This is a genomic window from Coleofasciculus sp., from assembly GCF_046565525.1.
In the GTDB taxonomy this organism is placed as follows: domain Bacteria; phylum Cyanobacteriota; class Cyanobacteriia; order Cyanobacteriales; family Coleofasciculaceae; genus Coleofasciculus.
This window is the reverse complement of record NZ_JBKHUP010000152.1, coordinates 1-13,945: the sequence shown is the minus strand read 5'-3', so window position 1 is coordinate 13,945 and position 13,945 is coordinate 1. Positions and strand designations below refer to the sequence as shown.

Annotated in this window: 12 protein-coding genes; 9 read left to right on the top strand and 3 right to left on the bottom strand. The window is 45.2% G+C overall.

The annotated features are described in order from the left end of the window. Positions 1-929 precede the first annotated feature (929 nt). Positions 930-1,586 carry a PEP-CTERM sorting domain-containing protein gene (locus tag ACLGGO_RS32510; protein ID WP_446422415.1) on the top strand — a complete coding sequence of 219 codons (657 nt, stop codon included), beginning with the start codon at positions 930-932 and terminating at the stop codon, positions 1,584-1,586. Positions 1,587-1,705: 119 nt separating this feature from the next. On the opposite strand, the gene ACLGGO_RS32505 is transcribed toward ACLGGO_RS32510, so the two are convergent. Further along, on the bottom strand, positions 1,706-2,098 hold the full coding sequence (locus tag ACLGGO_RS32505) for a DUF4351 domain-containing protein (RefSeq protein ID WP_446422414.1): 393 nt from the start codon (positions 2,096-2,098) through the stop codon (positions 1,706-1,708). A 390-nt stretch (positions 2,099-2,488) separates the two neighbouring features. On the opposite strand from ACLGGO_RS32505, the gene ACLGGO_RS32500 reads away from it, so the two are divergent. The 4 genes from ACLGGO_RS32500 to ACLGGO_RS32485 all read left to right on the top strand — a co-directional run bounded on the left by ACLGGO_RS32500 (position 2,489) and on the right by ACLGGO_RS32485 (position 7,892). Then, a complete protein-coding gene (locus ACLGGO_RS32500; RefSeq protein ID WP_446422413.1) occupies positions 2,489-3,508 on the top strand; it encodes a sirohydrochlorin chelatase in 1,020 nt (339 codons plus the stop codon). 264 nt (positions 3,509-3,772) lie between these two features. Beyond that, positions 3,773-4,036: a regulatory protein SipA gene (gene sipA / locus ACLGGO_RS32495; RefSeq protein ID WP_446422412.1), complete on the top strand. Its 264-nt coding sequence runs from the start codon at positions 3,773-3,775 to the stop codon at positions 4,034-4,036. A gap of 625 nt (positions 4,037-4,661) precedes the next feature. Continuing rightward, positions 4,662-5,741: an MraY family glycosyltransferase gene (locus ACLGGO_RS32490; RefSeq protein ID WP_446334924.1), complete on the top strand. Its 1,080-nt coding sequence runs from the start codon at positions 4,662-4,664 to the stop codon at positions 5,739-5,741. Positions 5,742-6,374: 633 nt separating this feature from the next. Beyond that, positions 6,375-7,892 (top strand): diguanylate cyclase domain-containing protein, encoded by a 1,518-nt coding sequence (locus tag ACLGGO_RS32485; RefSeq protein ID WP_446422411.1) that lies wholly within the window; start codon positions 6,375-6,377, stop codon positions 7,890-7,892. Positions 7,893-7,912: 20 nt separating this feature from the next. On the opposite strand, the gene ACLGGO_RS32480 is transcribed toward ACLGGO_RS32485, so the two are convergent. Further along, complete coding sequence (locus ACLGGO_RS32480; protein WP_446334830.1) at positions 7,913-8,320, bottom strand: hypothetical protein; 408 nt, start codon at positions 8,318-8,320, stop codon at positions 7,913-7,915. A 133-nt stretch (positions 8,321-8,453) separates the two neighbouring features. After that, a complete protein-coding gene (locus ACLGGO_RS32475; protein WP_446422410.1) occupies positions 8,454-10,028 on the bottom strand; it encodes a hypothetical protein in 1,575 nt (524 codons plus the stop codon). A 342-nt stretch (positions 10,029-10,370) separates the two neighbouring features. On the opposite strand from ACLGGO_RS32475, the gene ACLGGO_RS32470 reads away from it, so the two are divergent. Genes ACLGGO_RS32470 through ACLGGO_RS32455 form a run of 4 tightly spaced genes read left to right on the top strand, consistent with a single transcriptional unit; the run spans position 10,371 to position 13,348 of the window. Next, positions 10,371-11,477 carry a glycosyl transferase gene (locus ACLGGO_RS32470; RefSeq protein WP_446422409.1) on the top strand — a complete coding sequence of 369 codons (1,107 nt, stop codon included), beginning with the start codon at positions 10,371-10,373 and terminating at the stop codon, positions 11,475-11,477. An 8-nt stretch (positions 11,478-11,485) separates the two neighbouring features. Continuing rightward, on the top strand, positions 11,486-12,289 hold the full coding sequence (locus ACLGGO_RS32465) for a hypothetical protein (RefSeq protein ID WP_446422408.1): 804 nt from the start codon (positions 11,486-11,488) through the stop codon (positions 12,287-12,289). Between the two features lie 11 nt (positions 12,290-12,300). Then, on the top strand, positions 12,301-12,885 hold the full coding sequence (locus ACLGGO_RS32460; RefSeq protein WP_446422407.1) for a hypothetical protein: 585 nt from the start codon (positions 12,301-12,303) through the stop codon (positions 12,883-12,885). Positions 12,886-12,931: 46 nt separating this feature from the next. Continuing rightward, complete coding sequence (locus ACLGGO_RS32455; RefSeq protein WP_446334825.1) at positions 12,932-13,348, top strand: secondary thiamine-phosphate synthase enzyme YjbQ; 417 nt, start codon at positions 12,932-12,934, stop codon at positions 13,346-13,348. Positions 13,349-13,945 lie beyond the last annotated feature (597 nt).

Genomic DNA, 13,945 nt, shown 5'->3' with positions numbered 1-13,945 from the left:
GGTTTTGGTATCAGGCATGGGTTAAACGTCTGCTTCCCGCCTATTCTTCTCTATCCCGATCTGAAGACGCGATCGCATATCCATTAAATCCCGATAACCGAGGGTGCGATCGCTAGAACAGGGCGACCCGATCAGATTAAATGGAGTGGTGTTGTTAATTAAGCCAAGCGGGTCGCCCCTACAGAATTTGGTATTACGTAGGGGCGGGTTTCAGGATTAGCGTTTTAGACCTCACCCATAAGCAACTAAACCCGCCCCGACCAAGTTCTAAATTCTCTCCCCTCCACCCTTCACGACCTTCGAGGGCAGGCTACGTGTAGAGAAGCATCTCGGATATTCTTCGCTTCGCTCTCCAATGACAGATGAGAACACAACTCCGTATCAACTCCTCATTCACGTATTTATAATTTATAGCAGTAGACCCATCGATTAAGACTTTCCTTTCCTGTTGTTCCAGACGTTCCGGCGGAACGTCTCTACCATAAGATGCGTCTTAACCACTATGGCGATTGCTATAAATTGAGTACAGGTAAGCTGTCATACATTTAAATTGGGTATGAGTAGCGAGCTTGCTGGTTCGCACACCAAGGATTTCATCATTATTGCCATTAAGGTTTAAATGCCGAACAGCTTAGTCTTCCTTGGTCAAAAAACCATTCTGGGCGTCTTATTTATGGTTATTTTTTCTCAAAATGGTAGAAATTCGGAGGATAACCTAAAACTCTAAAACCCTTATCCAATAAAGGCTTGAGCCTGATTTTGATTAATCTTTATGGAAAGTTTACACAAGTTAACTCATTCTTCATTGCCACTTTACCCAACCCCTAAGTGAAGTCCCTTATAGTGTGAATATAGAAAAGCAAACACGCCGAAGCAAATAAGTCCAAACGCTTCAGCAAATGAGTTAACTAGTCCTAAAGAGTACCAACATGAAACTTTCTTCTCTCGTTCCCTCTGTTTTAGCCGCTGCTGGTGTTGCCGTTACCGCAAGCATGATGCCCGCCGAAGCCGCCGTATTTGGATTTAACCGCATCACAGAGAATAATGTGGAAAATGTTGCCAATCAGCTAACAGTTGACGTAACGGGTGATAGTAGTAATGTCACCTTTAAATTCACCAATAGTGGACCGACTTCCTCCTTTATTGCCCAAATTTATGTCGATGTTGTTGGCGGACTTTTGGCAGGACCTTCCGTAACAAACTTCGCGGGTACTAATTTTTCTCTAGGTGGTAGTCCCCCTAATTTGCCTGGTGGCAATACAGTCGGTTTTACCTCAGACTTCCGGGCAACTGCTAACAACCCAGCTCCGCGAAACGGCGCATCTAATACAGGTGAAATGGTAGCCCTTAACTTTAGTGGAAACGTTGATAATGTTCTAGCCGCTATTGGCAACGGGAGTTTGCGCTTCGGCACCCATGTTCAAGGTATTGGTTCTGCCGGTGGAAGTGATTCCTTTGTTAACGCTGTACCCGTTACAGATCCTGAAGCTGTTCCCGAACCCCTCACCATCTTAGGTTCCGCTACGGCTCTAGGAATCGGCGGTTTGCTCAAGCGCCAACAATCCAAAAAGAACAACAAGGCTTAATTGAGCCTCAAATAATTCCTTCCGAGTTTGCGTAGAAGCCTAGTAAACTCCTTCTGACTCTACAGAAGGAGTTATTTTTTTTCATTTGTCATTTGTCATGAGTTGTTTCTAGGAAGTTACTAAGATAACTGGTTGACGAATTGCTCCAAGGACTCCACATCTAGAACCACTTCCACTAAACGTTCCAATTGATGAATATCCTGTGTTCTTAACATTGTCTCTACCTCAACCGGAATCTGACCAAATCGAACCGCAAGTAAACGCAACAACTGCTGCAACGCGCCTTCTCGAAAAGCCGCTTCTTCAGGTAAAAGCACTAAACTACCCTGTTGGTCATAAAATCGTAGCCATATTCCTGGTTTATCCTCAATAGTTCCCTGCCAAGTTCCCAACCATAAACCGAGGCGCTGACACCACAGCCACCCATGAGGGTTAGGATTCAACGCCTGGTAGCCTCGCTCTAAATCTAAGCGCCAACCCTGGAAAGAATCGGGATCAAATGGATTAAACACATAGGAATACTGTCTCAAATTCTGCTACTGCAAATCGATTAGATAGATAAGGTAGGGTGGGCAATGCCCACCCAACTGCCAGATCTCAGTTCAGGTTAGCCGAGAAAAACCCCCTACCCTGGATTTTGACTCGTCATCGGATCGGATAAGATATCAAAGCACAAATAAATGGCAACCGCTTGGGGAAACTCCGGTGTAAGTCCGGGGCTGTGCGGCAACTGTCAAGGATGAAATGGCACACTCTTTCAGGGTTTGTCGTCGGTGCTTGAGTGTTTATGGCGCTCACATCGCAACTACCAACCCAGGTGACGTTCCACCTAAGCCAGAATACCTAGCTGTTGCTTATCCACTCTATATTCCCGCCTTGCACGGGAAGGGAGCTTAATTTTAATGCCGACTGTAGAACTTACTCATTTCACTCCAGATTCACTCTCCTTACCCCCACTCCCCCTTAACCGCCCCCTGTTAATGATTGGTCACGGTAGCCGAGATATGGACGGGCGTCAGGGGTTTTTGGACTTTGCCCACGCCTATCAAGGGTTAGACTCCTCTCGCCCAGTTGTACCTTGTTTTCTGGAATTAACCACTCCCAGTATTCAGGAAGGCGTAGACCAATGTGTGGCACAAGGATATACAGAATTCTCTGTCTTGCCGATTTTGCTGTTTGCCGCACGACATAATAAATTTGATGTCACCAATGAGTTAGACCGCGCTAAAGCCAGACATCCCCAAATCCAATTCCATTATGGGCGTCATTTTGGCATTACCCCGGCAATCCTAGAATTATGGCACCGGCGACTGGCTAAATTGGATCAACCATCAGGGGATAGTTCAACGGTTTCGTCAATTAACAGAAGCGACACTGTTTTACTCATCGTCGGTCGCGGTTCTAGTGATCCCGATGCCAATAGTGATGTTTACAAATTAGCGCGTCTGCTCTGGGAAGGCAGTGGCTACAAGACGGTTGAAATCTGCTTTATTGGGATTACTCATCCCCGTTTAGAGGAAGGCTTCCATCGCGCTCGACTTTTCCAGCCTAAGCGGATTATCGTTCTGCCTTACTTCCTATTTACTGGGGTACTGGTGAAAAAGATATTTGATATCACCGCGCAGCAGCAAGAGCAATATCCGGACATTTCTATGACCTGTTTACCAGAAATGGGTATTCAACCTGAACTGCTTTCAGTATTGCGGGAACGAGAAATCGAAACCCAACTGGGACAGGTGAAAATGAATTGTGAACTGTGTAAGTTCCGGTTAGCGGCAGTGGGGGATAATACGGGTCACACTCATGATCATGATCACACTCATGACCATCATCACCACCACAACCACAATCACTCGGAGCATCCCCCTGATCCTTACGCTGATCCCGAAGCTTACCATCAGCGCATTTGGCAAGTTCCTTAAATTGGTCTTATGTCTTATGTCTTATGTCATTGGTTTTTGCTAATGATTCATGATCGGTCATGTTTTGACCCAACGGTTGAGGAAAGGGCGACCCGATTTCATTGAGTAGATACAGTTGTTGATTTGTGGAGGCGGGTCGCCCCTACATAAGAATGACGGAGGTTTGTTTAATTGATCAGGGGCGCGATCGCGATACTGGGAGGGTAACTTGAGATTGATTACCATAAGCTAAGAACTGATCAGCACTGACCCATACCGAGTAATATGTCCGAAGAATTTAAAGTTGGCGATCGCGTTCGTCTAATTGCTCTACCCCGCTATGTTAAAACAGCAGAACCCATGCCCATGCTGCGACCCCCTGATGTGGTTCGTATTGGCGAAGAAGGCGTGATTCTGGATAGACGTCCAGGCGGATTTTGGGGAGTTCGCTTTTCTAAGGGCGCCTTTTTAATGGATAGTCAATACATTGAGGCAGTAGAGAGTCATCACCCTGGTGATCCCCATTCGTCCTCATCTTCTCCAGAATAACCCGCTCAAATAAAACAAATAGGGTCTGCTGAATAAGTATTGTGGTGGGGGTAGGAAGCAGGGGGAGCAGGGGAGCAGGGGGAGCAGGGGGAGCAGGGGAAGCAGGGGGAGCAGGGGGAGCAGGGGGAGCAGGGGGAGCAGGGGAAGCAATGGTACATTTTTCCTGATAGCGGTGCAAGGGTATGAAAGGGTTTCACCCTTTTTCCTTGAAGAGGAGCCAATATCAATACTACTCAAAGCATTGATAGCTAAGGGTTTTGGACTTGTGCAGCAAGCCCCAAATAAGTTACTGGAATACTCAGCAGGGTGTCGGGTGCAGAGTGTCGGGTGTGAGGAACAATTGAGATGATCGGATGGAAAACAGGCTGTCCTTATGAATCATTTGTGGCAACATTACAGCAAAACAATCTTCTTCCTTGCCGTTACAATGAGTTGAGCGTACCATGTTAACCCAACTGCCCTGATGATGACTATGCCTCAGCAATCCGGATCGATAGAATGGTTTTCAGTAAGTACTACTACTGAATACTGGAGCCAATCTCCAAAATCGCTGTAGCGCTTTGACGAATTGATTCCGGTAAAGTTGAGATTAATAATAATTGGCAGTCTGAGCGTAAAATGGGAGATAGATTTGTACAGCTTCCTAGAGTCTCTCGGCATTGCCAACCCCAATGGCAGTGGCTGGTTAGCAGTTATATTCACCTTCGGGTTAGCTTGGGGGGTAACGTGGTGTTTGATTCCTGCAGTACGCGCGTTTGCCCTACAAGTGGGTTGGGCTGACCAACCTAATGCTCGACGACTCAACCAAGAACCCCTACCTAACGCCGGTGGATTGGCAATTTATGCGGGTGTCATAGCGGCGCTAGTCTTGGCTACTCTATTAAGACCGATTGTGATTGAAGGCGTCTTAGCCCAAGTGCTGACGATTTTGCTCGGTGGTTCAATCCTTGTCCTCGTGGGCTTTATCGATGACCAATTTGGTCTACCTGCGTATGTGCGCCTCTTTAGTCAAACGCTTACCGCACTATTGCTGATTGCCAGCGATATCCGTATCGAGACCCCATTTGGGACTCCCATTGATCCGATATTTTCAATTGTGTTGACTTGGTTGTGGGTGGTAGGAATTACCAATGCCATTAATTTAATGGATGGAATGGATGGTTTAGCGGGTGGGATCAGTTTTATCACAGCCATGAGTTTGTTGGCAGTTTCGGCGCAGTTTGAAACTAGAGCAGCCGCCACCTTACTTTTAGCCGCGTTGGGAGGTGCAGCACTAGGATTTTTGCGGCACAACTTTCATCCTTCACGGATCATTATGGGAGATGCGGGTGCTTACTTTTTTGGCTATGTACTAGCTGCTACTAGTATTTTAGGTAACCTAAAAGTGACGACGGTATTTGCTCTGGTGCCGCCCGCTTTCTTTTTATTATTGCCTGTACTGGATACAACTCAGGTATTTGTCCGACGACTCCTAGCCGGAAAAAACCCCCTGAAAACTCCGGGTAAAGATCATCTACATCACCGCTTATTAGCTTGGGGTTTTTCTCAACGTCATGCTGCTTTGACCCTTTGGGGTGTTACGTTGGCATCCAACGGACTAGCGATGAAACTCCAAGGTATGACATCAACGGTGATTGTTATTACTAGTGGTAGTATAGTTTTTCTTCTGGGCTTTACCCTTTGGCAAAGACTACAGACGAAATAGACGGGACTAGACCTTCACGACACTTCCCATACGTTCTCTTTGACAGTTCTCTCCGGGGCGGGTTTTACCGATAATGTTTTGGGGAGCTATTGGAAGCAATGATATTACTGAACTGGCACGCTTACTGGTGTTCTCATCTGATCATCCACCTAAAGGTCAGGAACTTAACTTAACTAATTCAACCCAAAGATAGGAGAAAATTCTCACAGTCATTCACTAAGCTGTTGGGTATTCAAACTGTCGATCATGATTGTAGCAAAGAGAACAGGGAATAGGGAACAAAGAATACGTAATTTAAATCCGTCTTAGCTTCTACCAAATTTCTATCTTAAGTTAGTAACAATTTATACAACTCAGATGTTAGTCTGACATTTGAGGAGCTGGGGTTTAGTGAAGCTCCAACCTTTATCTCTCAAGTTTTAATTTGATTAGTCTGAAAGATATGAATATTAGCTAAATTATTTAATTATATCTCAAGTTGCTTGATGTGCCTATACAGCCGCTTTGATTTAGCTAATAGCTAGAAGAAATAAATTCTTTTAAGACGACTGAATGAGCAATTGAATGAAAATATACTAAAACCTAATCCTTAAGCTAAAATTTAAACTTCAGTAATTAATTAGGATCACAATCATGAATGAATTAAAATGCAGTTCAGGTATTTTACGAGATAATCAAATCATAAAAATACTTTTAGTTGAGGATAATGTTGTTGAAGCCGAATTGCTAAAAGAATTGTTTTTACAGATCAAGACAACTCAATTTGTTCTAACTCACGCTCAGCGCTTAAGCCATGGTTTAAAATATTTGATAGAGTTTACCTTTGACATTATTTTATTAGATTTGTCTCTGCCGGATAGTCAAGGATTAAATACTGTTGTTCAAGTCAAAGCACAAGCGCCAACTACTCCTATTGTTGTGTTAACCTCTCTCAACGATCAAAAGATGGCGATTGAGGTCGTTCGTAAAGGCGCTCAAGATTATTTAGTTAAGGGACAGTTTGCTGGGGAAGGCTTGGTGCGTGCCATACGCTACGCTATTGAACGTGAGCGCGATCGCGAGGCAATTCGACAGCAGGCTAAACGAGAGCGGATCTTAGAGCGCATGGTTGAGCAGATCCGACGCTCATTGGATCTCGAAGAAATTTTGCACACCACTGTAACCCAAGTCCGTCAATTCCTGAAAACAGATCGTGTTCTCATCTATCGCTATCAGGCAGAAAAATCCAAAACTTTGCTTTTAGAAGCGGCTGATTATAGTGATGGTTATCCCGATATTGCGGCAATTAATGAACTTCTGAATTTACCAAAAAAAATGTCTATAAATGAAAATCTTATTCAATTAAACAATAATAGGGGAGAGTCTAACTTAGAGCCAAAATCACTCACTTTTCATGATCAATCTGTTCTTGCCATACCAATTAGAAACAGTGAGTCTGACATGAAAAATCCCCAATCTATTTACCATCGATTATGGGGTGTAATAATCGCTCATCATTGCACCCAGTCTCGTCAATGGGCAACTTGGGAAATTGATTGTTTAAACCAGTTAGTAAAACAGGTGGCTATTGCCATTCAACAGTCAGAACTTTATCAAAAGGTAAAAACAGATAATCAACACCTACAGCAACTCGTCAAAATAGATAGTTTAACCCAAATTGCCAATCGCCGTAGATTCGATCAAGTCTTAGCCGACGAATTACTCAATTCTCGACGTAACTTAAATCCGCTATCCTTGATCTTGTGTGATATTGACTTTTTTAAAGCCTACAACGATACCTATGGTCATTTAGTGGGGGATGATTGTTTAAAGCAAGTTGCTCAAGCGATATGCCAAGGGGCTCAACGACCGACTGATTTAGTTGCTCGCTATGGCGGTGAAGAATTTGCCGTGATTCTCGCCAATACAGATACTGCAGGCGCTTTTGTCGTTGCTCAAAAAATCCGTTACCAAATGGATAAACTCAAGCGTCCCCATGCCAAATCTCCCATTCATCCTTGGGTAACGCTCAGTTTAGGAATCGCCACGACGACTTCATCGGGTCAACTATCACCCACTGAGTTAGTCGAAAAAGCCGATCGCGCTCTCTACAAAGCCAAAGCCTTAGGACGCGATCGCATTTTCTCAGCTAACTCTGACCTTGATTGGTGATTGGGGATTAGTGCGTAAATTTACCAAAGACGGTTGCGACTCGCGTTGACTCCCTCTACCTGAGTGCGATTGACTTCATCCAAAAATATCTCGGTTTCCTCAACCAAACGATTCAACTCCAGACAATCTGCACAAGCTGGATTAGGATTTCCGGGTTCTCTAGCAAATCGACGCGGACGTACTGGAGCAACTGCATCACAGCAACGCTCTGAAGCCTCTTCTAAAGCTTGATCAAGACGACGGGCATTCTCTAATATAGCTGGATCTAATTTTCCATCCTGATCAAAAATGGGTGCAGTATTGTTCCAGATGTTTGTTCCGGTAATATCTGACTGGTTGGGTGGTTGAGCATTAGCAGACATTGCTATCAAACCACTACCCATTAATACAGTAGTTATAGTCCAACCCATCCATTGCCTTACTTTCATCACATTTACTCCACATTTCAATTCATGCAAAACTTAGTCTGGGCGGGCGCGAGTTACATCTGTTGTGAAAAGGAAACGATAGTAGCAAAACCCGCCCCTACACAGGCGTCGTTCCCGTAAGCCTATCGTTGGGTCAAAATTCAAACGCGAAACCTGCACCCAAGACAAACCGCGCACCATCTCCAGCCCCCGCAATGTCTCGTAATGCTGGGGTAATCACCAAAGGGATATTTTTAAAGGGAGCAATGGACACACCCACGCCCAAGTCTTGTCCAGTCCATTCAGCAATTAAACTCACAGGTTCAGCCACTCGCACCGCAACATTACCAAACACATTAATCGTGCCATTATCATCCTCTACCGCCTCCTCCGTGCGAAACTGTCCATTGCCAATTCCAGCCGTTATTGCCATACGACTAAAGGGTTGATTAATATCCTCTCGCGTCCGAATAATCTTACTCACCACGCCATAAACCGAATGCTCAAAGTCATTGTCATCACCCAGGTTAATTAAGCCATTCCACCCCGCCGCAACCGCCCAACCTTGGGGTAAGCGGCGATGAACTTTGGCATTAAAACCGCCACTGCCAAAATCCCGATTAGAACCGAAACTGGCAAGTGTGTATGAAAGTTCTACCCCCACAGACTTTTCAGCATCGCCCAAACCAATGCCAATACCTAAAGCCCCATCATCAATATCACTATAGCGGGTGCGTTCTTGATAAGTGGCGCTGACAAACCCCGTATTGCGATGAGCGCCATAAGCTGTGGGAATGACAATACTCAGGGCTGGAGATGCGCGTAATTGAGCTTGAGTGTCTATATCTTCTAGCGATCGCAACTCCTCTTGCAAGCGGTTGACCTCCCGACAGGGTGAGGGTTGTGTCGGTTGATTTGGTGCTTGTGCCAACATCGTCTGTTGAGTCGCATTACAGGGCTTTTTCGGATTAATGGCAACAGATTGTATTTTTTCCTTGACTTCCTTGTTTTCCCTATCTACGGCAAAACTCTTGACATGAGGATCATCTCGTGTATCTATGCTCACTCTAGGTTGGCGATTTTCCTCTATCTGTCTATCACTCACCCCTATTGGCACAACTAGGTGAGGACTGTCCAATTCGGGCGATGCCATCTCCAACTCAGAAGCCTCTTGGGTTGGCAAGGTTAATTTTGATTCCCCGGAAAACTCCAGCCTGACCCTATCCTCCTCAATTGGTGATTGGTGCTCAGGCATTAGTGACTCCTTCCATTCTGCTTTCAGAGAACCTTCTGCCCTCGCGCTGAAGCCTTCTGTCTTCAACAAGCCGTCTGCCGTCTGCCGTCTACCGTCTGCCTTCTGCAGGGATTCTGGCGTAAATTCCTGGACAATAATAGATTCTGGTGAGGCAACAGCTTGAGCCTTAGTTGCTGATGTTGCGGATGTTCCTGCCTGAGTTTCACTCGGTTCAATCGAAGTCAGGACAACACTATCAGGCTGATAGGTTGTCTGCACTGAGGACTTTGCCCAAGCGGGATGGGAAAAACCTGGAGCAGCAATTGCCGCTACGCTATAGAGGGCAAGGCTGGACACATTCTGTAAAGATGTATTCAGGTAACTATCGCCTTTTTTATCTAACGTTTGCGGAACAGGTTGATATTCCCTTGTGTAAAATTTATTAGCAGGATGTAAATTTTGATGACGAGCATTCAAGCTACGTTTGGCTGTCACAGTCTTAAATCCTTCCAAGGGTTTTGTCTTGTTCTACAGAAACTTCCTTATGAATTCAGGATAAAACTAGCCACCCCGGACAGGTCGCGGAAACAGGGTTATTTTATTTTCTTGAGAGATTACCCTGCTTTGTGGTGAATTACGGCAATTGAATCAGATGCTCATCTGAATTCAACGGGATTCCTAAGAGGATTATATAGGATTATAGGAATCTGTGAAGTCGTTTTATAAGTTAACTGAAAAAAACAGAATAAAAAACATCCATAAAATAAATAACGAGATTAATTAAGCGAAGACTTATCTAATTACCTATTCCCTGTTCCCCGTTTTAAACACCTGAATATGTCTCGACCTACTGTATACATTGCGATAACCAACCATGGCTTTGGTCATGCGGTTCGTGCGGCTTGTGTCGCCGCCGCCATCCAAAAGCTCTGTCCAGACATCTTACTGATGCTGGTAACCACAGCCCCACGTTGGTTGTTGGACTCTTATATTCCCGGAGATTTTATTCATCGCCCCCGCGCCTTTGATATTGGCGTGATTCAGTCCGATAGCTTGACCATGGATAAAGCGGCGACATTGGCAAAACTCAAGCAAATTCGGGCATCCGAAAATTCAATAATTGCCAGTGAAGTTAATTTTATCAAAACCAATCGTGTAGAACTTGTGCTAGCTGATATTCCACCCTTAGCTGCGAAAATAGCCCAAACGGCGGGGATTCCCGGTTGGATGCTGAGTAACTTCGGCTGGGACTTTATTTACCGGGCGTGGGGTGGAGAATTTGTGGAGATTGCGGATTGGATTGGCGAGTGTTATAGCTTATGCGATCGCTTGTTTCGTCTCCCCTTACACGAACCGATGACAGCATTTCCCAATATTACTGATGTGGGACTCACGGGTGGGACACCCGGTTATCCAGCCAGCCAGTTGCGGGAAAGGTTCAGTTTAACCTCACCTCCAGACAAAACGGTATTACTCAGCTTTGGCGGACTCGGTTTACAGGCAATTCCCTACAATACACTGTCCCAGTTTCCCGACTGGCAATTCATCACCTTTGACGCCAATGCCCCCGATTTACCCAATTTACTGAAACTTTTGGGTCGAGACTATCGCCCTGTGGATATTATGCCCTTGTGCGGACGAGTGGTGTCTAAGCCGGGATACAGCACCTTTGCGGAAGCGCTACGCCTAGACATTCCCATTGTCTCTCTCACCCGCGAAGATTTTGCCGAATCCTCCTTCCTACTGGAAGGTATTCAAAATTATGCGTACCATCAAATTGTGACCCCCAAAGAATTTTTCCCCGGTAGCTGGGACTTTTTGCACCAATCCCCAAATCCTCCCAAACAATCCCAGCCTATCGCCAAAGATGGGGCTGACGCGATCGCTCAAGCTGTTGTCCATTATTTGCAAACTCACTCATCAAAGTTCTCTAACCTGACATGATAGCTACTGTGAATTCTCTGCTAGACAAAACCGCACCTACCCCGAAAACCTCAGATACACCGGAAACGCCGAAAACAACCAATACTCCAGAACTGACTGAAACGTCAGACAAGCCGAAAACGCCAGAGACTGCAGAGAAGGGGAAGACAGCTAAAACGTCCAAGACAACGGAAACCTCAAAGAACCCGAAAAGTTCAGAAACCACCGAAACTCTCAAACCGACTCAAACCCCCAAAACGACTGAAACGAATAAGGCAAAGACAACCAAGACGACGAAAGCCACCAAGACAACCAAACCCTCAGACCCCAACAAAGAGAGTTCCACATCGTCTACCCTGGAATTAGCGGCTCATGATGTACGCTTGGTCATTGATCAGCAACGGGAGCAAAGCCAAACCCTAACCACTAAGTTAAATATCCTATTTGTTACCAACGGCGCCCTGTTCACTAGCTTAACCATATCACGGTTGTTATTTTTTCCTAATGGGTTTAGCCTTGCCGAGCTTCTAGGATTTCTGATAAATTTCACTCTGCTGATCAACGCCTTCTTACCGCGCCAGTTAGCCGTTAGCCCCAATTTGGGCGATAAAAAATTTCTGGAACGTTATCTTGTCCTGTCACCGGAGGAATATCAACTGCGAATGATTGTTAACCTGGTAGAGACCTATAATGCAAACAAGCAGCGATTGGAGGATGTCTCATCATCCTTACAATATTCTGCCTATGTGACCTGGGGGTTAGCCTTGGTTGTTACCTTGCATGTTCTAGGGATTTACTTTGTGCCGTTGATTGACCTGAGTAGTTTTGGCTAGGTCTTGCGATTATGACTTCTCAACACGTTCACAATAACTCTTCTGGGAAACAGTTAAACTTACCAGAACCCGACCCAGACAACATCACGGTGTTGACGCGCAACCTGCCCAACAAGCCAATTCTACCGTGGAATCGTTATGATTCTCCTTGGCGTGATCCTGAGGTGGAACAGGCGGATGAGTCTGAGGTATTAGATACCGATGAGGTATCGGATACCGATGACATCGCTGAACAGGTTATGGCTGACACTCTAGAGGAATTAGCGGATGACGTTGAAGATAAAGCGGGTGAGACACAATTTCTAGAAGTTGTTACCGAGTGCATCGAAAAATCACAAACCAGGGAACTTGACGAGGAATGCGGTGAAACAGAAGCGTTAGAAAAGGTGGAATCCGTCGAGGTAGAACCTGAAGCACCCGACATTAACCCAGAAGCAGAATTTGATGAAGTGGAAAACGTAGATGGGGAGGACTCTTTAGTCGCACACTTATCGGAGAAATTGGGAATTGGCGATCGCGAAGACGATGAGGAGGATGCTGAAGAATTACCAGAAGATGAAGAACACGAAGAACACGAACTCAAGCAACTGGGTTAGCCTTCTAGCCAACAATTGAGAACCTCTGTCCTAATTCAATGAATCGATGACCCATTATCAACAGAAATTTACAATCAAGACAACGGGAAAATCCTTCACCAGAATCACCTCAAACGTCAAAGACATCGTTGAGGAGTCAGGCATTGGCACCGGACTTTGTACCGTATTTTTGCGCCACACTTCAGCCAGTCTGGTGATTCAAGAAAATGCTGACCCCGATGTTCTAACTGATTTATCGAATTTCTTTGCCAAATTAGTGCCAGAAGATGGCAGCTACATCCACGATACCGAAGGACCCGATGATATGCCCGCTCATATCCGGACAGCTTTAACCAAAACCTCAGAACAGATTCCTATTGGCAATGGTAGATTGATGTTAGGAACATGGCAAGGAATTTATATTTGGGAGCATCGCCAGCAGAGACACAATCGGGAGGTTGTGGTTCATATTTCTGGAGATTAATTCTGGAATGGTCTAAGTTTTTTCCCATTTGCAACTAGCTGTTGCGACATCACAGTAAAGAACAGACCAAAATAAACCAAATCTCTGAATTCGTAATGGCGCAGCGTTATTTTGGGGTTTTAACTATTGATGACTATTACACTGTAAGACTTTGGCTTAATTTATAAGATTTTATTATCACCATAAGTACGGGAGAGCCCAGACAGCACAACCTCGGCAACATCAACAAAGGCTGATACACCGACTCCACCGCCTGGGGCAAGCCCGGAAAAATCGGGACAAGATGCAGCCGTTCTACAACACTTGGACAAAGCTAGACAACATTGGATCTTGTTAGACATTATCCGGATTGCTTCCTGTTTCACTCTGGCGGTGTCGGCACTCAACCAGTCCACAGGCTTAAAATCGGACGAAACTCGCCCTACTCAAAGTCTGTAATTGTAGTAATTTGAGAAACTTTGCTGCTTTAATCCGTTATTTTCAGCGCCATTAAGGTATGCTGGATTTCTCAACCGCCTTATTACAGGTGCGCTACTCTTAAAAGCTTTGTTACGGGGTCTCAAGCCCTAAGATTTTTAGCTTGGTTTTCGCTTGCGT

Bases quoted from the DNA above. Each gene is read 5' to 3' on its own strand.
- ACLGGO_RS32455 (WP_446334825.1), top strand. From the start codon at position 12,932: ATGACCCATTATCAACAGAAATTTACAATCAAGACAACGGGAAAATCC.
- ACLGGO_RS32480 (WP_446334830.1), bottom strand. From the start codon at position 8,320: ATGAAAGTAAGGCAATGGATGGGTTGGACTATAACTACTGTATTAATG.
- sipA (WP_446422412.1), top strand. From the start codon at position 3,773: ATGTCCGAAGAATTTAAAGTTGGCGATCGCGTTCGTCTAATTGCTCTA.
- ACLGGO_RS32485 (WP_446422411.1), top strand. From the start codon at position 6,375: ATGAATGAATTAAAATGCAGTTCAGGTATTTTACGAGATAATCAAATC.
- ACLGGO_RS32510 (WP_446422415.1), top strand. From the start codon at position 930: ATGAAACTTTCTTCTCTCGTTCCCTCTGTTTTAGCCGCTGCTGGTGTT.
- ACLGGO_RS32470 (WP_446422409.1), top strand. From the start codon at position 10,371: ATGTCTCGACCTACTGTATACATTGCGATAACCAACCATGGCTTTGGT.
- ACLGGO_RS32460 (WP_446422407.1), top strand. From the start codon at position 12,301: ATGACTTCTCAACACGTTCACAATAACTCTTCTGGGAAACAGTTAAAC.
- ACLGGO_RS32500 (WP_446422413.1), top strand. From the start codon at position 2,489: ATGCCGACTGTAGAACTTACTCATTTCACTCCAGATTCACTCTCCTTA.